General features: G+C 42.5%; 24 protein-coding genes. 14 read left to right on the forward strand and 10 right to left on the reverse strand.

All coding sequences use genetic code 11. From position 1 onward, the window contains the following. Window positions 1-142: 142 nt before the first annotated feature. Window positions 143-1,660 carry a DUF3413 domain-containing protein gene (locus tag JKP82_RS07525; protein ID WP_218396493.1) on the reverse strand — a complete coding sequence of 506 codons (1,518 nt, stop codon included), beginning with the start codon at window positions 1,658-1,660 and terminating at the stop codon, window positions 143-145. Between the two features lie 12 nt (window positions 1,661-1,672). After that, window positions 1,673-1,888 carry a YejL family protein gene (locus JKP82_RS07530; RefSeq protein WP_218396494.1) on the reverse strand — a complete coding sequence of 72 codons (216 nt, stop codon included), beginning with the start codon at window positions 1,886-1,888 and terminating at the stop codon, window positions 1,673-1,675. Window positions 1,889-2,047: 159 nt separating this feature from the next. Here JKP82_RS07530 and yejK point away from each other — a divergent pair, with 159 nt between their 5' ends. The 3 genes from yejK to JKP82_RS07545 all read left to right on the forward strand — a co-directional run bounded on the left by yejK (window position 2,048) and on the right by JKP82_RS07545 (window position 5,061). Beyond that, a complete protein-coding gene (gene yejK, locus JKP82_RS07535) occupies window positions 2,048-3,112 on the forward strand; it encodes a nucleoid-associated protein YejK (RefSeq protein ID WP_218396496.1) in 1,065 nt (354 codons plus the stop codon). 65 nt (window positions 3,113-3,177) lie between these two features. After that, window positions 3,178-4,053 (forward strand): 6-pyruvoyl trahydropterin synthase family protein, encoded by an 876-nt coding sequence (locus JKP82_RS07540; RefSeq protein ID WP_159530173.1) that lies wholly within the window; start codon window positions 3,178-3,180, stop codon window positions 4,051-4,053. Window positions 4,054-4,173: 120 nt separating this feature from the next. Continuing rightward, window positions 4,174-5,061 (forward strand): M23 family metallopeptidase, encoded by an 888-nt coding sequence (locus JKP82_RS07545; RefSeq protein WP_218396498.1) that lies wholly within the window; start codon window positions 4,174-4,176, stop codon window positions 5,059-5,061. A gap of 174 nt (window positions 5,062-5,235) precedes the next feature. Here the strand turns inward: JKP82_RS07545 and JKP82_RS07550 are convergent, their stop codons facing one another. After that, window positions 5,236-7,020, reverse strand: coding sequence for a M61 family metallopeptidase (locus JKP82_RS07550; RefSeq protein WP_218396500.1), 1,785 nt, complete (start codon window positions 7,018-7,020; stop codon window positions 5,236-5,238). A 49-nt stretch (window positions 7,021-7,069) separates the two neighbouring features. Here JKP82_RS07550 and JKP82_RS07555 point away from each other — a divergent pair, with 49 nt between their 5' ends. The 4 genes from JKP82_RS07555 (at window position 7,070) to JKP82_RS07570 (ending at window position 10,376) form a co-directional block, all read left to right on the forward strand. Continuing rightward, entirely contained in the window at window positions 7,070-7,834 is a 765-nt protein-coding gene (locus JKP82_RS07555) for a PilZ domain-containing protein (protein WP_258544358.1), read from the forward strand. A gap of 57 nt (window positions 7,835-7,891) precedes the next feature. Next, complete coding sequence (locus JKP82_RS07560; RefSeq protein ID WP_013784028.1) at window positions 7,892-8,353, forward strand: Mpo1 family 2-hydroxy fatty acid dioxygenase; 462 nt, start codon at window positions 7,892-7,894, stop codon at window positions 8,351-8,353. A gap of 119 nt (window positions 8,354-8,472) precedes the next feature. Then, window positions 8,473-9,552: a sensor histidine kinase gene (locus JKP82_RS07565; RefSeq protein ID WP_159534487.1), complete on the forward strand. Its 1,080-nt coding sequence runs from the start codon at window positions 8,473-8,475 to the stop codon at window positions 9,550-9,552. Beyond that, on the forward strand, window positions 9,549-10,376 hold the full coding sequence (locus JKP82_RS07570; RefSeq protein ID WP_013784030.1) for a LytR/AlgR family response regulator transcription factor: 828 nt from the start codon (window positions 9,549-9,551) through the stop codon (window positions 10,374-10,376). Before JKP82_RS07565 ends, JKP82_RS07570 begins: the two co-directional genes overlap by 4 nt. 178 nt (window positions 10,377-10,554) lie before the next feature. On the opposite strand, the gene JKP82_RS07575 is transcribed toward JKP82_RS07570, so the two are convergent. The 3 genes from JKP82_RS07575 to JKP82_RS07585 all read right to left on the reverse strand — a co-directional run bounded on the left by JKP82_RS07575 (window position 10,555) and on the right by JKP82_RS07585 (window position 13,708). Then, on the reverse strand, window positions 10,555-11,550 hold the full coding sequence (locus JKP82_RS07575; RefSeq protein ID WP_159530177.1) for an ATP-dependent 6-phosphofructokinase: 996 nt from the start codon (window positions 11,548-11,550) through the stop codon (window positions 10,555-10,557). A gap of 185 nt (window positions 11,551-11,735) precedes the next feature. After that, the gene (locus tag JKP82_RS07580; protein WP_159530179.1) at window positions 11,736-12,065 is read right to left on the reverse strand and encodes a hypothetical protein; all 330 of its coding nucleotides are present in this window, start codon (window positions 12,063-12,065) and stop codon (window positions 11,736-11,738) included. Continuing rightward, window positions 12,065-13,708, reverse strand: coding sequence for a response regulator (locus tag JKP82_RS07585; RefSeq protein ID WP_218396501.1), 1,644 nt, complete (start codon window positions 13,706-13,708; stop codon window positions 12,065-12,067). The genes JKP82_RS07580 and JKP82_RS07585 overlap by 1 nt, the downstream gene beginning before the upstream one ends. A 192-nt stretch (window positions 13,709-13,900) precedes the next feature. Here JKP82_RS07585 and JKP82_RS07590 point away from each other — a divergent pair, with 192 nt between their 5' ends. The 4 genes from JKP82_RS07590 (at window position 13,901) to rluF (ending at window position 16,646) form a co-directional block, all read left to right on the forward strand. After that, window positions 13,901-14,386, forward strand: a complete 486-nt coding sequence (locus JKP82_RS07590) for a VC2046/SO_2500 family protein (protein ID WP_159530183.1) — start codon at window positions 13,901-13,903, stop codon at window positions 14,384-14,386. An 84-nt stretch (window positions 14,387-14,470) separates the two neighbouring features. Beyond that, window positions 14,471-15,466, forward strand: a complete 996-nt coding sequence (trhO, locus tag JKP82_RS07595) for an oxygen-dependent tRNA uridine(34) hydroxylase TrhO (RefSeq protein WP_126872299.1) — start codon at window positions 14,471-14,473, stop codon at window positions 15,464-15,466. A 62-nt stretch (window positions 15,467-15,528) separates the two neighbouring features. After that, window positions 15,529-15,771 (forward strand): EF-hand domain-containing protein, encoded by a 243-nt coding sequence (locus JKP82_RS07600; protein ID WP_013784036.1) that lies wholly within the window; start codon window positions 15,529-15,531, stop codon window positions 15,769-15,771. Between the two features lie 134 nt (window positions 15,772-15,905). Beyond that, complete coding sequence (rluF, locus tag JKP82_RS07605; RefSeq protein ID WP_159530185.1) at window positions 15,906-16,646, forward strand: 23S rRNA pseudouridine(2604) synthase RluF; 741 nt, start codon at window positions 15,906-15,908, stop codon at window positions 16,644-16,646. Window positions 16,647-16,830: 184 nt separating this feature from the next. Here the strand turns inward: rluF and JKP82_RS07610 are convergent, their stop codons facing one another. Beyond that, window positions 16,831-17,187, reverse strand: a complete 357-nt coding sequence (locus JKP82_RS07610) for a hypothetical protein (RefSeq protein WP_159530187.1) — start codon at window positions 17,185-17,187, stop codon at window positions 16,831-16,833. 124 nt (window positions 17,188-17,311) lie between these two features. Here JKP82_RS07610 and JKP82_RS07615 point away from each other — a divergent pair, with 124 nt between their 5' ends. Beyond that, window positions 17,312-17,650 carry a hypothetical protein gene (locus tag JKP82_RS07615; protein ID WP_159530189.1) on the forward strand — a complete coding sequence of 113 codons (339 nt, stop codon included), beginning with the start codon at window positions 17,312-17,314 and terminating at the stop codon, window positions 17,648-17,650. Window positions 17,651-17,713: 63 nt separating this feature from the next. Here the strand turns inward: JKP82_RS07615 and JKP82_RS07620 are convergent, their stop codons facing one another. Then, a complete protein-coding gene (locus tag JKP82_RS07620; protein WP_159530191.1) occupies window positions 17,714-18,661 on the reverse strand; it encodes an AraC family transcriptional regulator in 948 nt (315 codons plus the stop codon). A gap of 116 nt (window positions 18,662-18,777) precedes the next feature. On the opposite strand from JKP82_RS07620, the gene JKP82_RS07625 reads away from it, so the two are divergent. Together JKP82_RS07625 and JKP82_RS07630 are read left to right on the forward strand one after the other, a co-directional pair. Then, window positions 18,778-20,364, forward strand: coding sequence for a phytoene desaturase family protein (locus JKP82_RS07625; protein WP_218396503.1), 1,587 nt, complete (start codon window positions 18,778-18,780; stop codon window positions 20,362-20,364). Continuing rightward, entirely contained in the window at window positions 20,361-20,600 is a 240-nt protein-coding gene (locus JKP82_RS07630) for a hypothetical protein (RefSeq protein ID WP_013661371.1), read from the forward strand. Before JKP82_RS07625 ends, JKP82_RS07630 begins: the two co-directional genes overlap by 4 nt. Before the next feature lie 200 nt (window positions 20,601-20,800). On the opposite strand, the gene JKP82_RS07635 is transcribed toward JKP82_RS07630, so the two are convergent. Then, window positions 20,801-21,385: a cupin domain-containing protein gene (locus tag JKP82_RS07635; protein WP_159530195.1), complete on the reverse strand. Its 585-nt coding sequence runs from the start codon at window positions 21,383-21,385 to the stop codon at window positions 20,801-20,803. A gap of 45 nt (window positions 21,386-21,430) precedes the next feature. After that, the gene (locus tag JKP82_RS07640) at window positions 21,431-22,561 is read right to left on the reverse strand and encodes an FAD-dependent oxidoreductase (protein ID WP_159530197.1); all 1,131 of its coding nucleotides are present in this window, start codon (window positions 22,559-22,561) and stop codon (window positions 21,431-21,433) included. Window position 22,562: the final 1 nt, after the last annotated feature.

Here is a 22,562-nt window from a genome sequence, read left to right on the forward strand (position 1 = left end):
TAACGCATGAAGCGTCCATAGTGACGGGTAGCCAGTATGAAGAGAAAACAAAGCCGTTCGCTCAAAGCATTTTCGCTGGATGTGTAATAAAATGAAATTGAATAGATACAAAAAAGGCGCCTAATTTGGCGCCTTTTACGTTTTAGTTTTGGTTAGAAAACCGAGATAAGTGCTTGATAGCTTGGCTTAATAAATCGACATTCAGCGGGGCATTGCTGCGCTTGCCCGTTGCAACCTCAGTAATTTCGTAACTACCATTACTCAACACATCAGTTCGTTTACCATTATGGAACACCACGATACGCTCACCAGAGGTACTTACTAACCACTTACGGCTTGGGTTCAATAAGTCTTGACCGGTAGAGTAGAAGGTTGTTGGTGCCGCACATCCAAGGGCGTTCATAATCGTTGGCGCAAGATCTTCAGTGCTGGCAATATCGGCACTTAGCGACATGTTACTGTAAAGCATGCCTTGTGAACTTTCATTGCCGTAGCCGGTAGCAATCATCACCTTATTGGTTTGCAGCATACCTTGCGTTACGTATCCCTCAATCGCAGATGCAGGTAAAAACGCTAAGTGTAAGCCATTATGATTGTTTGAAAGAGGCTGGCGATAACTTTCGAACAAATCGTCAGGTAAACTTTCATCAAAATGAATGGATACAGGCATTCCTAGGCCTACCGGTAAGGCTAGCAGCACAGGGCGCTTTCTACTCAGTGAGTCTTGATAAATCTCTGGCACACCAAACAAGGTGGTGGTTATTAATCCCTGTAAACTACTGGCGGTAGAATGATAGTTTTCTAACGCATTGAGCCCTAGCGTGTCGATACCAGAAATTGAGGCATCATCAATCTGCACTATCACTGTCATGTTTTTACCGGAATCGATAGAACAATAAACAGGCTCTGCAGGGTAGCTAATATTGTGAATGTCGGTATTAAATTGCAGTTGCTTTCGCTCTTCATAAGCGGCTAAATCGAGCAACCCATAACGAGACATGGTTGTTTTAGCGGTAGCAGGGTACGACAGCGGGAACATATTATCTTGCTTGATGATGGGTTGATACAGTTCGGCATCGGCCCAAACATGCACTGCATGGCTGGTGACAAAACAGACCACGAAAAAGCTAGCTACCGGCACACCGATTTTATGCTGTGAAAAACGCTCGACTCTTTTCCAAATAGCATTGGCTAGCATAAGCTGGAAACCCAACCACACTAAAAAAAGCATGAATAAATAAGCCCACTGTTGCCAGTAGAATTCACTTATTTGCGTTTGAGCTTCTGTTTTAAGTAAATCGGCAGCGTGAAAACTGATATGAAAGCCGGTGCGGTTAAATAACAAAGCATCAAATGCCAATAGCGCAAGTCCAACCGCAGCTATAATAGATGCACTGGCTTTAATGGCCCTTGGGTTCGTTGCCAAATAACAAAGCGGTAGAATAAAAATAACAAAACCAAAAAAGGTCATAAAGCCAATATGGCCTAACCAATTGGTAAGCAAATAGAGTGTACCCACACCCGTGCCTGGCATAGGTGAAGAAAACACAAAAATAGAAGCTATAACAATGGCTATTATGATATTCGCTAGCGCGAACCAATGGCCCCAATTAACTAATTTCGTCACTCGCTGGCGGCGAGGAGATTCGGCTAAAATCATAAAAAAGCCTATTTAACCTTGAACACTCTTCTTGAGCACATTAGCAAACTGATCTGCCATGGCTTCGCGTTTGTCAGGATTAACCTGAGTCTGTAAAATATGGGTAATCACATTACCTAATACCATTAGCGATAAGTCTCTTCCCGCATCGTTTTCTTCGAGGGTTAGAATGACTTTATTCATTAAGGTTTCAAATTCAGCATTGGTATAACGACTGTTCTGGGGCACTGTTACGCCTCTTTTTCATGATTTCTTTGATAAAAAGAATGGTTTTACTCGTAAAATGATTATAATCGTTGTTTGAGTGATAACAATCATTCATTCTAAAATCCCGCAATTCCGTTAGTTTTTCTGACATTTTTTAAGCAACAGGACACCCTAATCGCTATGAGTGCACTGATTCATCACTTTGTTGTACACCGTTTAGTCGTTAATAACGAGGATAAAATAGAAGCTATCCCTCGTGACAATTGTTTGGCCGTAACGCCAGAAATTGAGCTTCTCGCACATCAGATTAACCACAGCTTTAATGCCAAGCCAGGCAAAGGGGTTGGTCACTTTGTTTCGCAAAGCAATGAAGAAAACACTGATGACGTAGCAGAATTTTCAGAAGGTCTAAAAAACTACCTAGCCCAGAAAAAAGCGGGCGGCGACAATTTAGAAGAAGAATTTCATAGCTTTTCGTTATCAGCCACTAAGCGATTAGTGAAAACGTTAATAGATACGGGCACAGTAGAAACAGGTTTTCTTATTTTTTGCCAGTATGAGTTTTTGGCTACCCAATATTTGATGATTGCATTGCTAAATACACGTTCTCACGTTGAAGTAACCAATTCACTGGATTTGTCTGCACGAGAGCATCTAGATTTGGCGCGTATGCAACTTGCGGTTCGCATCGACTTAACCCAATGGGATATCCAACCTGAACAGCAGCGTTATGTTAGCTTTATTAAAGGCCGTATGGGCCGTAAAGTGTCTGACTTCTTTATGCAATTTGTTGGCTGTGAAGAACTGGTTGATGTGAAGCAGCAAAATAAGCAGCTGATTTCTTCTGTAGATGCCTATTTGGCCAGTGAGTCGTTAGATCCGCAAGAGCAACACCAGCACCGTGAAGAAGTGAAAACGTATTTCAAAGAAAAAATAGACGCAGGCGAAAGCTTATCGGTAGAGGAGTTAGCAAACAGGCTGCCGTCAAACGAAGAAACCAGCAGCAACTTTTCTTCATTTACCCAGTCTATGGAAGTACCGCTTGAAAAAGAAATTCAGCCCGATCCCGCTGCACTAAAACAACTTGCGAAATTTACGGGGCAGGGCGGCGGCGTATCGGTAAGCTTTGAGCGCAAACTGATGGGCGATCGGGTATTTTACGACCCTGCCACCGATACCTTAACTATTCGTGGTATACCACCCAATTTAAAAGATCAGCTTAATCGCCAATCTTCTATGGACTAATCACTGCGTTTAACACGTAAAAAACGTATACTAACAACAGAAAACGAACACGATACAAGGGTGTCATGCAACTATTTGTAAACGATTTGACAGTAATGGACTTTTCTTACCTTTGCCCCAAACGCGGCATGGTAGGTGAAAGCTGGATTGTCGATGTAATCCTAACCGGTGAACTCAACGAAGAGAGTATGGTTCAGGATTTTGGTATTGTTAAGAAAGACCTGAAACGACTGATTGATGAATATGTCGATCATAAATTGCTTGTGCCTGCAGAATATGCGGGCGCGACAGTTATCCATGATGACGTGAATGAACAGGTTGAAGTGCGCTTTACCTGTGAAGACGGCCGAGAAATCATGCTTCGCTGCCCAGCAGAAGCCTATGCCTTTTTGTATTCAGATGTGGTGACCATGGAATCGGTGAGCGTTTACCTAAAAGAGGTGCTTGCCACCCACTTACCAGAAAACGTTGATAATATTACATTAAAGCTTCGCACCGAAGTGATAGCGTCGCCGTATTATCATTATACCCACGGGTTAAAAAAGCATGATGGAAACTGTCAGCGCATAGCGCATGGCCATCGTTCACGCATCGATATTTACCTTGATGGTAAAATTAGCGAACAAGAACAAGCTTATTGGGCAAACCGCTGGGACGATATCTACATCGCGACTACCGAAGATGAAATAGCCTACGAAGACCGCAAAATAACCGGATCAGTCGCTTCACCTAGCGACTACTTCTCATTCGCTTACGAATCATCACAAGGCTACTTTGAGTTACTTATTCCTAAGGCCGATTGTGAAGTGATTACCACAGATTCGACGGTGGAATGTTTAGCCCAGTATCTGTTAGTTGAACAAAAGAAACGTACTCCCAACAATCATTGCCAAGTAGTGGCTTATGAAGGTGTGGGTAAAGGCGCTATGGTGTCTGACTAATTACCTCGTTTTTTGTTTCAGTATGGTAAGCAAAATCGGGTATAGGCTATTGGCTGACACACGATACAAGAACGGTATAAATACGAAATAAATGCGATGAAAGTGCGAAAAGGAGTGGTAATGAGTTCTAGGGTTATGGGTGTAAAGCCTATCCAATCTAGTGTATTTAACTCACTTAAAATAGCAGCGCGTTCCGCTGGCTTGTCAGCCTTACTCTTAATTGGTAGTAGCTTGACTGCTATTCACGCGCAGCAAGACGGGATTACGCTAAATGGCACCCTAACACAAGGGAGTTTGATAAGAGGGCAAGTTGCCCCTGATGCTAACGTTACCCTTGATGGAGAAACATTAGCGCTAAATAGCGAAGGCAAATTCGTGTTTGGTTTCCCCCGTGATGCAAGCCTTTCTCACACGCTTAAAGTTGAACTTACCGATGGCACCACATTAGCACGGGATATTACCCTTACTAAACGTGAATACAACATTCAACGTATAGACGGGCTTGATTCTAAGATGGTGACACCGCCAAAAGCAGTGCTTGAAAGAATTAGGCAAGACAACATCAATGTATCTATTGCACGAAGTAAAGTGACCGATGCCGACGCATTGTTTACGCGGTTTGAGTGGCCCGCAAAAGGGCCGATAACCGGCGTATACGGAAGCCAGCGTGTATTGAATGGTGTGCCAAAGTGGCCACACTTTGGCGTTGATGTAGGTGGGCCAACAGGCGCGCCGGTTACCGCGCCCGTTGAAGGCACAGTAACCTTGGCAGAAGATTTATATTATTCAGGTAACACGTTAATTCTTGATCATGGAATGGGTGTTTTTTCTACTTTCCTTCACTTAGACTCTATCACTGTGAAAGTTGGCGATACGGTTGCGCAAGGCGAGCAGATTGGCACCATTGGCGCTACGGGTAGAGCAACGGGTCCACACCTAGATTGGCGAATCAACTTGGGCAAAATGCGCCTCGATCCACAGACGGTAGTGTCGGGAACGCCAGAATAGAGCGAGAACGCCTGAAAAGGCTAACGGCTCCCGCCATCTCCTAAAAATTAAAAGGGCTACCCATACGGTAGCCCTTTTTTATATCTACTAGTATACCCAACGTATATGCAATTCTGCAAAGGTGCCAATCTACAAGGGCGTAAATCTACATAAGCAAAGAATAATCAAAAATGGTTAGTTAAGCCCCAACCATGCAGAAAATTTGCTCTCATCCACAATTGAAAGGTTGCACACATCTTCTCGTGCGTTTCTTATATCAAGATGGCCTGTAATCAATCGGCCATCTCGAATAAGCGAAAGGCTAACTTGGCCAGTATTTGTCGCATCTAATATACGCTGTAATTTCGCTTGGTTAACTACAAAACCATTTACGGCAATAATGATATCGTTAACCATGATACCTGCGTCGGCAGCAGCTAAACCTTCAAAGACTTGAGTAACCGTTAACCCTAGCGGGGCTGGCTTACAGTTAGCACCTAATTGTCTTTTCATGCCTTCGGCGCTTGTTTTTCCACCTTTATCGTCAGCAGATACTTTGCTACGGGTGAGTAATTCAACGCCAATGTTCGACAGCCAATTCTCTAACGGCACATCTTGCGTACCGTATACTACATCGGCTAGATAGTCAGAAATATCAATGTTAAAATCTTGCTTACACAGCGTGGCAATAACATTGTCGGGAGTACCTTTTTCGTCTCGGCCGTACTGATCCCATAAATGACGCATTAGCAAATCTAAGTTAATTTCATTATTTGATTTTTCACGTAGTAACAAATCTAGTCCGAACGCAATAATGCCACCCTTGGTGTAGTAACTGACAATAGCGTTGGTAGCACTGGCATCTTGCTTATAAAATTTTGTCCATGCATCAAAGCTACTTTCTGCTACCGATTGTTTAAACCTACCCGTATTTTGAAGCAGACGAGTTATGTTCTGTGACACAATATCTAAATATTTTTGTGGCCCGATAGTGCCTGCGCGAGCTAAGGTTACGTCGTCATAAAAGCTGGTAAAGCCTTCATAAATCCAAAGTTGATTGGTGTAAGTTTCTTTTTGCAAATCAGGTTTAACCATTACCTCTGGTTTAATTCGCTTAACATGCCATGTATGGAAAAGTTCATGGCTGCACAAACTTAAAAACGTAATGTAACCGTCGGTTTTGGTATCGCTTTCGCCCACCATGGGAAGGTCGAAACGAGGAAAGAGTAGGGCGGTGGAATCACGGTGCTCTAAACCACCAAAGCCAGTATCTGCCAACAAGGTCATAAACAAATAACGTTTAATAGGTTGCGGGTCGCCAAATAACTGCATATGGTGCTTACAGATTGGGGTCAAATCATTTGCGATCCGCTCGATGTCTAGGTTATTTCTGCCGGAGAATAACAACTCGAAGGTAACGCCTTGCACTTCAAAACTATGGAAGTTACATACCCCAATATAAAGAGGGTGGTCGATAAATTCAGCATAGTCTTTAACTTCATATTCCCAGCTATCAGGCATATCTTCAGTCATTGGCATGCTGGTATAGGCACGCCAATTAGCCACAGCAGGTTTAATGATTTGTAGTTTACATGGTTGTTGTTCAAAGCCTTCAACGCTTAGGAATGCACTGGTGCCATTAATAAACGCATATTCGTCGTTAATAAACGCCGAACGTACTGACAAGTCGTTGGCATGTACTCGATAAGTAATAGTGACTTCGTCACCACGGGTATCGGCTTGCCAGGTTTGTTTATCTAACTTAGTGCATGCAATCGGTTCTCCCGAGGCAGTATTTATAGCTGTTAACGACACTATATTTTTGGCAAAGTCTCTCACCATGTAGCTACCTGGGATCCAAGACGGTAACGTTAATGATAAAGTTTGTGAATCGTGAGGTGGCACAGTTAGCGTTACATCAAACAAATGTTGTTGCCATGAGTAAATTGACAGTTGGTAGTGAAGTGAAGGACTATTCATAGTGGCCTTTATAGAGAAATTATTTGTATCTTAAGAATATGGCGACATCATGCCTGATAGAGAAGGTTTTGTCAGCCGACACAAAATTGGTTACATTTACATTAAGTATAATAAGAACGTTCTTAAATACATGACAGATAATGCAGTAAGTAGCCAACTTAACCGAGAAGACGTCGATAATTTGTGTGCGTTGCCGCCTGGTACAGTGGTAGATTTACAAATTACGACGCCAACGGCGCCCAAGCGGGTAAAAACCGCCTATGTAGGAATGGAACTGGCTACTTGCATGATATTCCAGATCCCCACTGCTGCAAAATGGATGGTTGTTAGAGACTTACTGACGGTGGGCAATGACGTTGTTGTACGCTTTGTACTGGAAGGTGACGCCGGGCAGGTCATAGCGTTTAGAGTAAAAGTACTCAAATTACTGGCTAAGCCCTCAGGGTTGTTGATTACCAGCTTTCCTCGTCGAATCGAATCGATAGGCCTTCGTGCCAATAAGCGAGCGCAGCCTGGTATTGCGGTTAAAGTCTCCTGTGAAGCTTTTCCTGAGTCTGAACATGTGACCGGTATTATAGTGGATATTTCTAACGATGGCTGCCGCATAGCCTTACCTCTTAAGCCTGAATGGCCAATCATGATTGATGAAACTAAAATTGCATTAGTTTATTCAACTGATGGTAAAGAGGCCACGTTGAATGCCACTGTTAAAAATAACCAGCTAGAATCAGACTTTGTTTATTATGGCTTGAAATTCGATAGCGACGACGATGCCGTCAATGCGCTGTTAGCAGGCCATACGCTAATTAGTTAATACGATGTTCACAACAAAAAAATAAAACAATTATTATAACAATAAGTGGAATTTGCTATGAGAACGATTGAAAAGCTATTACTGCAATATAACGAAAGCCATCAAAATAAAACCAATGTGCTTATTCATGCCATTGCGGTGCCCAGCATCTATTTTGTCACTTTAGGACTTATTTGGGCCGTACCGGTGCCCGATTTCATTGCCGATTTCAATGTGACGTGGGCGCATATTATCGCCATTCCAATCCTATTTTATTATTTCAAATTGTCTGGGCCAATTGGCGCTGCCATGACACTGCTTACCATAGCTTGTTTCGGTGGTATTAATTTGATTGCCTACTATGGCGTAAGTGTTTGGCTGTTCTGTCTATCACTGTTTATTGTAATGTGGATACTGCAATTTATAGGTCATAAAATTGAAGGTAAAAAGCCCTCATTTTTAGAAGATCTTCAATTTTTACTTGTGGGTCCTGCATGGTGGTGGATGCATTGGCTTAAGAGATTGAATATTAGTTATTAGTTGCAGTCACTAATCTTAGCAAAGCGTGCGACAAGTCGCATATGAAGTACGACCAAGATGCTCCGCAAGGGGCTTACCTTGCGTATAATCTATCAATCAATTCAACCACTGGTAAACATGTGAGCCGCTTTCAGCGCGTTATTGAAAGTAACGAAAGGTTATTTTGGACTTTGCACAGCGCAGGCTGGGCAGGTTTTGCCATCATTTATTATATTGGCTCGTTTCTTCACGATGTACGACCAATTTGGGTATTTATAATATTACTCAATGCGTACGCTGGCTGGTTGCTAACTATTCCATTGCGATACGTTTATCGCTGGGCAAGAAAACAGTCGCCGTTAAACATGCTGTTGACAGTGATAGCGTCCTGTTACTTGATAGCGTTATTGTGGGCTGTGGTTAAAAACATAAACTATTGGGAAATTTACAAGCACGGATATCGGCCCGATGCGTGGTATATGTATTTTACCAATACTATTAATTCGCTCATCATGGTGGGCTGTTGGAGTGGCGTTTACTTCGGCATTAAAAACTTCCAGATGTTACAAAAAGAAAAGCAAAATGCGCTTAAAGCCAGCACCATGGCTCATCAGGCACATATTAAGATGCTGCGCTATCAGCTCAATCCTCACTTTTTGTTCAACACGTTAAACGCTATTTCTACCTTGGTGTTACTAAAAGAAAACGATACTGCAGAAGCGATGGTCTCTCGCTTGAGCGACTTTTTACGCTATTCTTTGGATAACGACCCCATTAAGCGAGTACCTTTAGGCCAAGAAATAAAAGCCTTGCGATTATATCTTGAGATTGAAAAAGTGCGATTTGATGACAGACTAGAAGTGGTTTGGAATATCGATGAAGAATGTGAAAACGCACTTGTTCCTAGCATGATATTACAGCCTATTATTGAAAATTCGGTTAAGCACGCCATCTCTAAAATGGAGAACGGCGGTCAAATTGCTATAACAGCCCGAGCGTTTGGAAACGATTTGCTAATGGATGTGGCTGATAATGGGCCCGGTGCCGACATTATAGATGGTCAGTTAAGCCGTGAAAATGGTGTTGGACTGGCAAATATTAAAGAGAGATTGCATTCACTGTATCAACGCAATTTCGCATTTTCTATTGAAGATAATCAGCCGTCGGGCGTACGGGTTCGAATTCGTATTCCCTATGAAGTAAAGGATGTATGCGCATGACAAAGCAAGTAATTAAAACCTTAGTGGTAGACGATGAACCACTCGCCCGCCGTGGACTTCGCGCTAGGCTAGAACGTCATGACGACATTCAGGTACTTGCTGAGTGTCAAAATGGGCTAGAAGCGGTAAGTAGCATTTCACAACTTCGGCCTGATTTAGTATTTCTTGATATTCAAATGCCTGGGCTAAATGGTTTTCAGGTTATTCATAAGCTGCGAGAGCTCAATCAGCCTATTCCAATGGTCGTGTTTGTCACCGCTTATGACAGTTATGCGATTAAAGCATTCGATGTACATGCATTAGATTATTTATTAAAGCCAGCTGATGACGAACGCCTTAAAGATGCCTTAGTGAAAGTGAGAGAATACTTCGCCACACAGCATCAAGATGAGCAGTCTAAACGCTTAGTGAATTTAGTGGCTGAACTTACTGGCGACGATTGTGAAGAAATTTTACGTAAGCTTGCTAATGGTGAACCGGTAGAAACCAACCCTTACCCAGATGTTTTAGCCATCAAAGATGGTTCTGAAGTCACCAGAGTGAATGTACAAGACATACAGTGGATAGATGCCGCGGGTGATTATATGTGTGTTCACGCATTAGATGGTATGCACATTATGCGTAAAACCATGAAGGAGCTTGAGCAAGAGCTTAACCCTCAATGGTTTGTTAGAGTGCACCGTTCAGCTATCGCCAATATTCGTTTCGTGAAAAAGTTGGTAAGTCATATTAGTGGTGAATATCACCTTATTTTGCAAAATGACACCGAACTAAAAGTAAGTCGAAGTCATAGAGACAAAGTAAAAGCCGCTATGAAAATGTAGAGCTAAAAGCCGTGAGCGCGTTAGCTTTCAGCTGGTAGTGAAAAAAAGCTGATTAAAAATGCCCGAGAAATCGGGCATTTTTATGTGCGTAAAGGAATATAGCTAACTTACTAATTTAACGAATTAAATTTGGTTATGCGTAACTTTTTTGCCGCCTATTATCATGTAATGAACGTTTTTAATATCGTTCATTCATGATAGAAAGCATAGTTTCCATGCTCGAAGGATTTAAGGGTTTATCCTTCTCCCATGTTTCCGTTAAGGCAATTTCACTAGGCGTACCATTGAGTTCACCTACCATAATACCATTGGTGTCACTGCCCACTAAACTCACCGCATAAGTGCCTAACTTAGTGGCAAGTAACCTGTCTTGACTTACCGGTGACCCCCCTCGCTGTACATGGCCTAGCGTAACAGGGCGAACTTCAGACTGGGTTTTATATACCAGTTTGTCGGCCAAATCGTTAAGTCCACCAGGCCAGACATTTTCAGCTACCACTATGATAAAACTAATTGCGCCTTTGCGTTGTCTTCTCTTCTCAATTTGCTCAGTAATTTTGTCTAGTTCTAAGTCACATTGATTAAACGTTTCTGGTAAAATAACATAGTCGGCTGCCGAGGCGAGGGCTGAATTTAATGCAAGAAAGCCGGCGTGTCTGCCCATCACTTCTACAATGAAAATGCGTTCAAAAGCGTCTGCGGTGTCTCTCACTTTATCGACTGATGAGACAACGGTATCGATAGCGGTGTAATAACCAATGGTGGCATCAGTGCCAGCAACATCATTATCTATTGTGCCGGGAATACCAATAATTTGACCGTGCCAAAAATCTGCTAAGTGATCAGCGCCTCTAAAAGACCCGTCGCCGCCAATCACAATTAGGGTATCAATCTCTAGTTTAGTAAGGTTAGTCGCCGCAGTTTTTGCACCTTCGTCGGTTTTGAACGGTTCACAGCGGGCGCTGTGCAGCACGGTACCTCCTTGTTGTATGAGGTTGTGCGTTGCTTGAGGCGCAAGTATTTCGTACTCTTGCTCAAGTAAGCCATTATATCCATGCTGATAACCAAACAGAGTGAACCCTTGTCTCTCACAGGCTATAACAATAGCTCGAATACAAGCATTCATTCCTGGTGCATCACCACCTGAAGTTAGCACTGCAACGCGTTTCGACATGTTTATATCCTTTTCTCGTCTACTTGATAACGCCTCATTAAATAGATGATACTACGAACAAAGCGCTACACCATACCGTAACATGGCTAAATCAAAACCACACCGCCAATAAAACCTAGTCGTGTTTGTAAGGTGCAGGCACGGCATTCCATAATAAAGCTGGGTATTAAAAAAGACCCATCTACTTAGTGATCTTTAGGGGGCAAACTTTCCTTGTTAACCACCGCTTTCGTATTTTTTCCAATGGCTTGTTGGTCTCCTTTACAAATAGTGTCGTAATCATCGCGATAGTATCTGAAGTTCTCGCATTCACTTTCATAACGTTTTTTCGCTGACATAGCTTGCTGCGGGTAGCGGTTGTCATTCATAATTTTCGACAAACTTTTGCATACATGCAATTGGCGATTTACTTCTACAATGTCTTCACAAGGTGGTGTTTGGCTGCATCCGTTGAGTGCTAAAGCTGAAAGTAGGCTAGCAAGAGCACAGATGTTTTTTGATTGGGTTATTGTCATTATGTTGTCCCCATAAAGGTGTCTAAGTCGTTGCGAAGCGTGGTGTATTTTTCTTCGTGTTGGGCCTTTAGTGGCATGTCATCAATAAGTTTATAAAGTCGTCGGCATTCTCTGAATAAATCAGGGTCTGGCTTTTGGTTTTTACTCAATATCTGTAATAAGCATTGCAATAGATTAAGGGCTACACCGGTATTTACTGGCGAAAAACCTTGTGCAAGGGCAAAGGAGTCTTTTGCTTTTTCATATTGCCCTTGTTGGTAAAGCTGAATGCCTTCACGGTTAAACTGCTGATAGTTTGTAAGATTTTGTTGGGCTTTAGCAGACTCTGAATGTAATAAAAAGTTACTGTTGGAATCGAATTCTAAATTCTGCTGTTTAATAATGTCTTGAAGTTGCAGTGCATCTTCAAATTCACCAAGGTCGTACATGACTTTAAGGCTATCGGGTATAAATGCGATTGGTGGCGTGGTGTACTTTTCGTCTATAGCAGCTTGTGATTGCGCCAAGTTCTTTTTGGCATCCAGCATTTTCCCATCAATAGCATTAACACGTGCGTTAATGATGCTGCCAAAAATACTGACATCAAAATCCTCGTCTATACGTAATATATTTTCATCAAACTTACCTCGTTGTAGGGCAAGTAAAGCCTCTTGTTGATAGCGGTTTCGTGTGCGTTTGTCGTCGGTATATTCAGCGACATCAAGCAAGCTTCGAATAAAACCACACCAATGCAGGCTGTTTTGATGCACGGTTCTTTTAGATAGATCCCAAATGGCTAAACTAGAAGTAGAGGCTAAAATGTAATCGTTATGGTTACGGGCAATTGAACATGCACTAAAATGCCTAGGAAGTGAAAAGGGCGAAAGCTTTATAGCCTGCTTAATCGCAGTAATTGCAGTTTCACCTTGGTTCTTTGCATCATTGGCTTTAGCCAATACATCATGTGCTTCTGCATTGAAACGATTGCGTTTAACGATATCCTCGGCAATACCAATGGCTTTATCGTAATTACCTAAGGCGAGATAGGTTTTTGCCAATGCAACTTTGGCCCAAATTATTGGTTTTCCTTCTAAATAGGGCGTAAGGACGTCCAACGCTTTGTCGTTTTGTTCCAGGCGCAAATACAGTTCAACTAACAACTGCTCACACGTGCCTTTATAGGGCGATGGCGCACTAATAAGATCTTCACACAAATCGATGGCATTGTTGATATTTTCATTGGCCACCTCTTGCAAGACTGTCCCTAAAAATTGTCGTTTTTGCCAGGCGCGGGTAATACGTGTTTTAAGTTGTACCTGCGAAAAAGGCTTAATAAGATAATCATCAGGGCGTCGTTCAATAGAGCCAAGTACTATAGGACGCGCACTATCAGCGCTAATTAATATAAATACGGTGGTGGGCTTAATTAAACGCTTTATTCTAAGCTCTTCAATAAGCTCGAAACCGTTTTTTTTGTCTACCCCTAAATGAAGATCGCAAACAACAATATCAAATTTTTGTTTTTTACAAAGAGACAAAGCCTTTTCCGCAGAAGATTTGGTGACAACGTCACTTGCGCCCATGGAGTGCAATAATCCACGTAGCAGTAAGAGAAAAGGGCGTTGATCTTCAACAATAAGCACCTGCTTATTCGAAAAGTTCATTTTTCATCCAATGATAACCATGACACTTTAACTACTTGAGAGGTTCTATACATGATTGTTTAAAATAACGATTAGAGCAAGAATAAGCTTAAGAAAAACATTATCTTGCCGACACCATAGGTATGAATTTTAAATCTTCCTATTTTTGTGTCTGATAACGATATAAATCAATTAAAATCCATAGACCCCAGCATGGCATGGGAATGGAACGGCACCCTGTCAAAAGCAGCGGGTAATGCCACGCTTTTTGCTTTGTATTTGGCAATGCAACAAAGTGCGCTTGCCGACACGATATCGATAGAAAGTCTTAGCGAAAACGAAGCCACTAATGACATTACGCAACGGCTAGAAGCACTTAATTTCTATCGCAAAACCCCACTTTTTGCGAGTGACTCAGACTGGTTGCACATGAATCGATTGTCTCAAACAATAGCGCATCAAGTAGCACTACAAGAGCCCACATCACTGCAGTTTGACGAAGTACGTCTTCACAATGAAATGCACCCAGTACCTCTTGCACAAACCAATGACGCAAAGAAAATTAGCCAAGATATTATTACGAACTGTTCGTTAGCCACTCAAAAGCGCATTGCCGCTACTTATTCCACCTCTATTGATGAAGACAACACAATGCTTAGTGACATTATTGAGCAGTCTGAATCCTTTCTTGCTGCTTAACTGGAAATTTTAAAACTGGTTTGATATAGTGCGCGCCGCATTTTTGCACTGGTTTTACGTTCCAACTAGCAAAGGTAAATTACTATGTCTAAATATATCGTTTGCGCGATGTACAAATTCGTTGCGCTTGAAAACTTTGAGGCCATGCGTCAACCACTATTAACTGCCATGGAATCTAATGGCATTAAAGGTACGCTTTTACTTGCCAGCGAAGGCATTAATGGCACCGTTTCAGGCACGCGAGAAGGTATTGATGGGTTACTCCAATATCTTAACGCCGACGAGAGAATTAATCCTATCTCTTGTAAAGAGTCACTTCACGAAGAACAGCCTTTTTATCGCACCAAGGTCAAGCTTAAAAAAGAAATCGTCACCATGGGTGTTGAAGGTATCGACCCGCGTAAAACCGTAGGTACGTACGTGAAACCTAGTGACTGGAACGCGTTAATTAGCGATCCCGACGTCACCGTGATAGATACCCGTAACGGCTATGAAATCGAAATCGGCACCTTCAAGCACGCTATCGATCCAAAAACGGAGACTTTTCGCGAGTTTCCAGAATATGTCGCTAAAACATTAAGCCCAGAGAAAAACAAAAAAGTAGCCATGTTTTGCACCGGCGGTATTCGCTGTGAAAAATCTACGGCCTATTTAAAAGAGCAGGGGTTTGACGAGGTATACCATCTGGAAGGCGGTATTCTTCAATATTTAGAAGATGTACCAAAAGAAGAATCATTGTGGGAAGGCGATTGTTTTGTATTTGATAATCGTGTGGCTGTGAATCACGACCTTGAAAAAAGTGATTATCATCAATGTTATGCCTGTCGCTTACCGATTACAGATGAAGACATGCAAAGTGAGAAGTATGAGTCTGGCGTAAGCTGCCCGCATTGTTTTGGTACCCATACAGAAGATCAACTTTCTCGTTTTCGTGAACGTGAAAAACAAGTTAATCTTGCGAAGATGAGACAGCAAGAACACGTGGGTACAGAGGCGCGAATCACCATGGAACAAAAGCGTGAAGAAAAAGCCCGTTTGCAACGTGAACGCGCGTTAAAAGCAAGAGAAAATCAGGCATAGACACTACTCAATAACGGCGTTACACTCACCCTCTATGTAGTTGCTAAAAAAAGGGAAAGCGCGTGACCGCTCAACTTTCAGACGAAAAAATTGAAGAAATAAAGAAAGATTTTACCTTCTTCGACCAAGATGGTAATGGTCAAATTGATTTAACGGAGTTTATCGAGTTATTAACCGTTATTTCGCCAAAAACAAAAGCCAGCCATGTGCAGGAAGGTTTTAAATTAATAGACAGCAATAACGACGGCTATATCGACTTTGAGGAATTCCTTGAGTGGTGGCAAGAGTGTTGGTGGGAATATTAATACTAACTGAATGTTAAAAAAGCGAGCTTTTAGCTCGCTTTTTTTATAGTAAAATTAACGGTAATAAAGTTGAGAATACAACCGGCACGGTTTACTCACGTTGTCGTTTAGAAAAAAGGGTAAGGACTTTTAGCATGAGCTCTGAGGTAACAAAACGTCTTAATAAATATATCAGTGATACAGGGCTGTGCTCACGACGTGAAGCTGATAAATTAATTGAGCAAAATCGAGTTACCATTAACGATAAGCTGCCTGAGCTGGGCACCAAAGTTGCGCAAGGCGATAAAGTGAAGGTTGATGGAAAGCTTGTTAAAGCGGTAGCCGAAGATAAATCAGACCGCATTTATTTGGTATACAACAAGCCTATTGGCATTACCTGTACTACCGAGCGTCATGTGAAAGGCAATATCATCGATGCAATCAAGCACAAACAGAGAATCTTTCCAGTAGGCAGACTCGATAAGCCATCAGAAGGACTGATTATTCTGACCAGTGATGGCGATATTGTGAATAAAATTCTGCGCGCTGAAAATGCCCATGATAAAGAATACGAAGTTACGGTTAACCAACCCATCAGTGAGCGTTTTGTACAAAAAATGGCAAGAGGCGTTCCCATTTTAGGAACGTTAACTAAACCGTGTAAGGTAAATGCTCGTGGTAAGTTTCAGTTTTCAATAATTCTAACCCAGGGCTTAAACCGACAAATCCGTCGCATGTGCGAGTTCCTCGGTTATGAAGTTACCAAGTTGAAACGCACGCGCATTATGCATCTAGAGCTAGGTAACTTAAAGCCAGGCCAATGGCGAAACCTTACTGAAAAAGAGCTTAATCAGCTAAATAACGCCGTACAACAATCGTCTAAAACAGCAGGGTAGGCGATGCTAATAGAGGGAGCCAGTATAGAAACACAATAGTTACTGGCACCTTCTTAGCTTTGTGATAGCAAATTGTCCGCCGTGTGAAGTGCCTAGTAATCCTTGGAAATACAAACTTCGACAGGCGATTACGTTTATCTTTAAAACAGCGAGTAGGTAAGGGGAAATCATATATAACAGGATGTTAGGTATTCCCTTTAATCAAATACAGAATGTCAATAATTGCTGACTTTAACAATAGACCTACACAAGACAACAAGCTCTTGAAGGCCATAATAACCAAAGCAATACCAACCAATGAATCTACAGGCATAAAAGTAAACATATAAATAGCTTGCCCAAGCATAATGCCTATAAAAATGCTTTCATAAGAAACATGCCTATCTAATAGCACTAAAAATCCTGCTAATAGTAGTGCGCCAGTGTAATAAAAAGTCTCTGTGTCCCAAGGTTCAATCTCACCGGTAATATAGGGTGAAAAAAACAAAATAGCAGCACCTAACAAGGTTGATATAGACAAACTAAAAAGAAACTGTCTCATTGGTTTTTTCCCTATTAGCCATTATTTGAGTAAATGGCTTTTACTATTTTTTCGTGAGATTAACTTCGATAACCAACAGCATTATTAAAGTAATAAAAGTATAATCCGAAAGGTAAATAGGCTAATGAAAAAAGCTATTAATACCCCATACACAGTACCAAACTTACCAAAGAAGAAGGTTGCCCTCCTAGAATTAGCGTTTACTAAAGCTAAGGACGATGGGATTAATAGAGTGGCAGAATACCCAAATAAAGGAACATTAATAAACACTAAGCCTACCGAACTTGCGGCAGGTTCAGTTGATGCGGGGGTTATGATAAACATCGGCCAATATGAAATAGCTAAAGCAAACAGTGCGCAAATCAAGCCTAAAATTATATCTTCCTGTAAAACTTCTTGCCTAGCATGGGGCCTAGTTAACACCCAAAACACTACTTTTAAAAAAGAGCAAAGTGTCTTGTAAATACGATTATGTATCGTTATTTCGCCTCGCACAAAAGGGTTCAGCTAAAAAGAACGAAACACCTTAAGACGATGAGTTTCTGTATGCACTTGGTGATTGTTGATAAGTGCGTAAAAAGTGTTTTCTAAAGTGCTGACTATTCGCATACCCCAAATCCTGAGCAATGGTTTCAACATTAGCTTGAGTCTCTTTTAGTTTGGTTGCGGCCAGCTCCATTCGATGTTGATGTAAGTAATTCATCGGCGTGTTATCTAGTATGTTGTTAAATCGTTTGGCGAACGCTGTCCGCGACAATCCTGCTTCTTTGGCCATCAATTCCACACTCCACTTTTTTTGTGGCGTTTTATGTAACGCAATTAATAGCGGTTGCAAATAGGGGTCTTTAATGGCGGCCAGTAATCCCGATGAATAGTGTGTTTGAGCGACATGGGCGCGTAACTGGCTGACTAAAAGCGCTTCACTGATATGGTTTCTAATCGCATATTCTCCCGGTTGCATATTGGTTTTTTCTTGAGCAATGGCGTAGAGGGCAGAACGAATCAAATGAAACTCTTGGCATTCATGTTTACGTAATACTAAAAAATGTGGCAAGGCATTGAATAAACTACTTCGGCTTTGTTCCTCGATTTCAAACACTAAACTCAGCAAGCGAGTTTTTTCACCACTGCCTCCCCAATGAGTTTCGTAATAGGCACCAGGTGGATGTTGCTCAAACCCAATAAAGCGTTCCTCATCTGAGTTCCAGACGTCAGCCACAGGATGAATCTCTACTTGGTGATCAGAACTGAGTGACATAGGCCCACCACGGGGAAAGATAAAAGAATCGCCTGCGTGAAGTTCAATTGGATCTTCTCCCTCTGGTGTTATCCAGCAACTGTTTTCAATCACATTAAAGCTGAAGCCGTAGTCAAAACCCTGTGAGCTAAACCCCCAAGGGGCGCTTAAGTGATAGGTTCCGATCAACATATTTTTTATTTTTAGGGAAAGTAACGTTTCGCTTAAGAGGTCCATAGTCCTTCCTTATGTACGATTTGATCTAAAAAAGGTGTATTTCGCACTTATTGGTGTTTTTCAGAAAGGATAGACTATAACCCAATCTATAAAAAAAAATAATAGGAGTGAGTGAGATGAGTCATTATGACGTTGTTGTAATGGGCGCCGGCCACAATGGTTTGGTTGCTGCTGCCTACATGGCGAAAGCCGGCAAAAAAGTAATTGTCTTGGAGCGGCAGCCTTTTTACGGTGGTGGTGTCACAACAAGAGAGTTGATGACCCCTGGTTATTTTAATGACGAGCATTCTGCAACGCACGTTATGATTTTAGCGAACCCTTTAATACAAAATGACGAACTGGGTTTGCAGTCTAAGTTTGGTTTGAGTTATGACTACATGGATCGCAGTGTCGTGAGTGTGTGGGATGATGGCACTGTTCTCGTTTCATGGAAAGATCTTGATCGGACCTGTGAAGAGTTAGCGAAAGTTTCTCCTCGTGATGCCGAAATGTATCGACAGTTTGTTCAAGCGGGGCAGAAAGTTTTGCCCATGATGATGACAGGACTTGCTATTCCGCCAACGCCATTAGGTGCGTTTGTCGCCATGATGGATCAATCCGATCAGGGACGTTTTATGTTTGATATGATGCAGCGTAGCGCTCGCGACATAATCGAAGAAACATTTGAAAATGAGCTGGTTAAATTGCATTTGCTTCGTGCCGTCGCTGAAGCCTTGATTAATCCTGACGATTTAGGTACAGGCATTGCGGCTTTCATGTCTAACGCCATGCTTCATACCTATGGTGGTGGTGTCCCAAAAGGTGGATCTGGAAAACTTTCTGAATCCTTAGTTAAATGTATTGAGCATTATGGTGGGGAAGTGCGGTGTGATGCTGAAGTGGCACGCGTCATCGTCTCTTCTGGAAAAGCGACAGGACTTGAACTAATAAACGGAGAAACCTTTATGGCGAAAGACGGCGTGATTGGCGCAATCCATCCGCACGTTTTGGATAAGTTCGTTGAGGGGGTTCCAGAGCCTGTTGTTAAGCGTGCAAAGCGCGTTACGACCACTGAAATATCGGTCAATATGATTCACCTAAATTTGAAAAAGCAAGCGAGCCTGAAGGTCGGCAAAGAGTATCACTCACATGCGGTAGAACTGATGGACTTTTATACGGTTCGCGACATGTGCATGGAGTTTGATAAAATTCGACGCGGAGTACCGTCATCTCGTTTGATTGGTGGGTTTGATGTTACTCACACAGATCCATCCAGAGCGCCGGCGGGCAGCGGTGTGTTTTACGGTGTACATCTAGTGCCTGCCAAACTGCATGAAGGCGGGTTAGAAGGGTGGGATGAGAGCAAAGAAGCCATTGCTGATGAAGCTTTAGCACAATATCGTAAGTTTTATGACGGCATTGACGATGATAATATTATAGCGCGTCATATTGGTTCGCCAATGGACCATCAACGTTATAGCCCGAACAGCTTTCTGAATGGCGATATTCATGGTGCGGCAAATCCCTTTTATCAAAGTATGGGCCATAGACCGACCCCTGACCTTGGCGATTTCCGAGTCCCTGAAGTAGAAAGCTTGTATCTAGTGGGCCCCGCTATGCACCCAGGTGGTGGCGTGACAGGCGGAGGCCGTGCAACTGCCATTCAAATGATGGACGACCTTGGTATTGACTACGATAAAGTATTCAATGAGGAAGTGCGATGAGCCGTTCCGACAAGAAAAAACAGATGATGGTATACGATGGTCAAGGTAAGGAGCTGATGACCATCCGAGCGCTGGAGCAAGATGGTGACGATCTGGTCATAACGGGAAAGATATTTGGATCGATGCCAATGAAAGCGCGACTTAAGCCTGAAGAAGCCAGAGCTGCTCTTAAGTTGCTTAATTTCAAAACGATATTATTCGTACTGACCATTTTATTTCGTCGTTCGAAATCGTAACCAATTAAACGTCCTGTCGTGAGAGTAACGATGGTTTTATGTTGCTACTCTCAATGTTGGACGTTTCAATTTGGATGCTCGCCATCTATTCAATTTTCCTGAGAATCCGTTATTTTCAGGAATGTCACTGCAAATACTTATCCTGTTTAATAACAAAAAAGCCATTCCAACGGAATGGCTTTTTAGACTTTGATTATTCGCTAATTGTTAGCGGTTAAAGCCTTGTCTAATTCCGCCTCATAACAAGCATCAACCAAGATAAAGACAATTCGGCACATCTTGTTGGATTTATTCGCCCAAGCATGATTTGTCCCTCGTTGTATGACCACACTGCCAGGCTTTAGCTGTGCCTCTCCATCGTCCACAATGAGGGTCAGCTCTCCTTCTATGACGATGCCGTAATCGATGGATTCTGTCCTGTGCATTAGGGGGTGTGGTGAATTTTCTTTTACCGTTGAAAATTCACTACTACCAATGCTCGAAAAGACCCCCTCCATTTTGTCTTTACCCTGAGTTAAAAACTCTTCTGTATCTGGCGGGATATCGACAAAACGAATACGTGTCCCATTCTTTGGCGGCGATAAAACAACTGGCCCTAAAGTTGGGTCTTGCTCATCAAAATTAATGACGCTTGGTGTTTCCGTAGTGTTCCATATCTCATGAAATTTTGTCCCTGGAATGGCGTCGAAATCCATCGTAGTGGGTATTGGGCCATTTTCGACAATAATGGCATTACCCTCTTCATCATGACCCGTTATAACACGATGAGTTGTTGGAAGAGTCATACGGCTTCACTCCTATAGTACAGCAGGTTAAAAAAAGAAGGTTCATTAAATAGGTTGAGACAGAGCGATTAAAGATTCACGCATAATGGCGGAATGTTCTTCTTTATCACCACCATGAATCTCGATGTCACAGAGGCGAGCCGAGTTTTCAACAACCATTCTGCAGCGTTCCCAACGACGTTCGTGGAATCTTACAAACGCGCTGTCTAGATCCTCATTTCCGGCTAACTCATCTGCTAAAACGATGGCACTTTCAATGCCAATACCAGCGCCTGAGGCTAGGTGAGGAGTGGTGGCGGCGACGGTATCACCGATTAAAACAAGGTGACCACGGTTCCAAGGCATTTTGACCAAGATATTCATCAGAGGGCGGTAGTCAATACTGGCTCGTTCATCATAAGCACGAGGAATCAAGGCTTGAACAATGGGATCGGAAAATTCCGACATTAACTCGGCAAACAGTGTTGGCCAGGTAGATTTATCAATGTGTTCTTTGTTTGGACGATCTTCTGTGATGAACATATACATGAGCGAATCAGAAACAGGATTAACCCCCAGTTTTAGGTGTTGACCCAACCACATATGAACACGGTCAATTTCTTCTGGGCGAGGCATAATGGCACGCCATACACCTTGACCGACATATTCAGGATTTGGCACCTCTGGGAAAAATTCTTGGCGTAATTTTGAGTGAATACCGTCCGCACCGATGACGAGATCATATTGTCCTGTCGTACCATCAGTGAACGTCACTTCCGCCCCATTTTCTGCCTGAGTAATGCTGTTATAGGTACAACCCAAACGCACGTTAACGCCTGCTTCAAGTGTTGCATTGGACATAATGCGTGCCAAGGTCGGTCTAAAAATACCACCACAACCGCCTACGCTCGAACCGACTGGGCTTGGCGTTGGTAGATTGGTTAACAGCTGACCATTACTTAAATACATGCCGATGGTATCGGTTACACACCCTTGCTTAACGACTTCCTCATAAAGACCGAGGATCTCTAAAGCTCGCATGGAGACACCATTAATAGTAATACCAGCACCCAGTTCACACCAATCTGGGTCAATCTCGACCAAGTCGACATCGATTCCGTTGTAAGATAGCCTGATTGCCGCGGCCATTCCCGAGAAACCACCACCGATCACCAAAACTTTATTTACCGCTGACATA

Origin of the sequence: Alteromonas lipotrueae (genome assembly GCF_019249215.1) — a bacterium.
Taxonomy (GTDB): Bacteria; Pseudomonadota; Gammaproteobacteria; order Enterobacterales; family Alteromonadaceae; genus Alteromonas; species Alteromonas lipotrueae.

Bases quoted from the DNA above. Each gene is read 5' to 3' on its own strand.
- JKP82_RS07580 (WP_159530179.1), bottom strand. From the start codon at position 12,065: ATGACAATAACCCAATCAAAAAACATCTGTGCTCTTGCTAGCCTACTT.
- rluF (WP_159530185.1), top strand. From the start codon at position 15,906: ATGAGCTCTGAGGTAACAAAACGTCTTAATAAATATATCAGTGATACA.
- JKP82_RS07640 (WP_159530197.1), bottom strand. From the start codon at position 22,561: ATGTCAGCGGTAAATAAAGTTTTGGTGATCGGTGGTGGTTTCTCGGGA.
- JKP82_RS07610 (WP_159530187.1), bottom strand. From the start codon at position 17,187: ATGAGACAGTTTCTTTTTAGTTTGTCTATATCAACCTTGTTAGGTGCT.
- JKP82_RS07635 (WP_159530195.1), bottom strand. From the start codon at position 21,385: ATGACTCTTCCAACAACTCATCGTGTTATAACGGGTCATGATGAAGAG.
- JKP82_RS07540 (WP_159530173.1), top strand. From the start codon at position 3,178: ATGCAACTATTTGTAAACGATTTGACAGTAATGGACTTTTCTTACCTT.
- JKP82_RS07630 (WP_013661371.1), top strand. From the start codon at position 20,361: ATGAGCCGTTCCGACAAGAAAAAACAGATGATGGTATACGATGGTCAA.
- JKP82_RS07570 (WP_013784030.1), top strand. From the start codon at position 9,549: ATGACAAAGCAAGTAATTAAAACCTTAGTGGTAGACGATGAACCACTC.
- JKP82_RS07555 (WP_258544358.1), top strand. From the start codon at position 7,070: ATGCCTGATAGAGAAGGTTTTGTCAGCCGACACAAAATTGGTTACATT.
- JKP82_RS07625 (WP_218396503.1), top strand. From the start codon at position 18,778: ATGAGTCATTATGACGTTGTTGTAATGGGCGCCGGCCACAATGGTTTG.
- JKP82_RS07525 (WP_218396493.1), bottom strand. From the start codon at position 1,660: ATGATTTTAGCCGAATCTCCTCGCCGCCAGCGAGTGACGAAATTAGTT.
- JKP82_RS07615 (WP_159530189.1), top strand. From the start codon at position 17,312: ATGAAAAAAGCTATTAATACCCCATACACAGTACCAAACTTACCAAAG.
- JKP82_RS07545 (WP_218396498.1), top strand. From the start codon at position 4,174: ATGAGTTCTAGGGTTATGGGTGTAAAGCCTATCCAATCTAGTGTATTT.
- JKP82_RS07585 (WP_218396501.1), bottom strand. From the start codon at position 13,708: ATGAACTTTTCGAATAAGCAGGTGCTTATTGTTGAAGATCAACGCCCT.
- JKP82_RS07590 (WP_159530183.1), top strand. From the start codon at position 13,901: ATGGCATGGGAATGGAACGGCACCCTGTCAAAAGCAGCGGGTAATGCC.
- JKP82_RS07620 (WP_159530191.1), bottom strand. From the start codon at position 18,661: ATGGACCTCTTAAGCGAAACGTTACTTTCCCTAAAAATAAAAAATATG.
- yejK (WP_218396496.1), top strand. From the start codon at position 2,048: ATGAGTGCACTGATTCATCACTTTGTTGTACACCGTTTAGTCGTTAAT.
- JKP82_RS07550 (WP_218396500.1), bottom strand. From the start codon at position 7,020: ATGAATAGTCCTTCACTTCACTACCAACTGTCAATTTACTCATGGCAA.
- JKP82_RS07575 (WP_159530177.1), bottom strand. From the start codon at position 11,550: ATGTCGAAACGCGTTGCAGTGCTAACTTCAGGTGGTGATGCACCAGGA.
- trhO (WP_126872299.1), top strand. From the start codon at position 14,471: ATGTCTAAATATATCGTTTGCGCGATGTACAAATTCGTTGCGCTTGAA.
- JKP82_RS07560 (WP_013784028.1), top strand. From the start codon at position 7,892: ATGAGAACGATTGAAAAGCTATTACTGCAATATAACGAAAGCCATCAA.